Genomic DNA, 694 nt, shown 5'->3' on the forward strand with positions numbered 1-694 from the left:
TCGCGCCGTGTTCGTCGCACGGTTCGTCGGGTTCGGTGTTGCGGTGGACGCGGAACATAGACTGGCGCGTCATGACGCCTGCTCCTGGTCGTCGATCGCGCCCTGCACCGGCTGCTCGATCTCGTTCTTTCGTGCCGTCCATGCGGTGCCGAGTCGCTGTCGATGCCCGCCGAGATCCCACGTCTTCAGATCCGCGGCGATCGTGTTGAGGGCGTCGATGGTGGCGGCTTCGAGAATGCGGCGTGCGAAGTCGTCGGCCTGGTCGTCGGTGATGAGTTGCGGGCCGGCGGGGAGAGGTTCGACGACGAACGGTGCACGTCGGCCGCGAGTGACGGTGAGGGGGATGCTCATTCGCTTGTCGATGTGGGACATGGCGCTGATGCGGATGCCGCCGACTTTGTCGCGGCCGAAGGTGATTTCGGGGTCGCGGTAGAGCATGAGCTTCCGGCCGGTGTAGGTCGATGCTTCCGGCCCCCAGGTGGCGAGGAGGACGCGGATCATCGACTTCCCAGGCTTGTACGGGCGCGAGGGTCCGAATTCCTCGGTGACGATTTCGACGGGCTGCTCGCTGTTGCCGCGTCGCACTTCAGTGATGGTGACGGTGCGGGGGCCGCCGATGAGGTCGTCAGCGTTGAGCTGATCGGATCGGGGCGCGGCGGCTGCGGCGAGGTCGGGTGCGGTCATGATGCGAACC

General features: G+C 66.3%; 1 protein-coding gene. It reads right to left on the bottom strand.

Annotation, left to right across the window (positions count from 1 at the left end):
* Positions 1-69: 69 nt before the first annotated feature.
* Positions 70-694 (bottom strand): hypothetical protein (locus FK268_RS23110; RefSeq protein WP_205124524.1); only part of this gene is annotated, 625 nt, incomplete at its 5' end.

This window comes from Tsukamurella sputi, assembly GCF_007858445.1.
In the GTDB taxonomy this organism is placed as follows: Bacteria; Actinomycetota; Actinomycetes; order Mycobacteriales; family Mycobacteriaceae; genus Tsukamurella; species Tsukamurella sputi.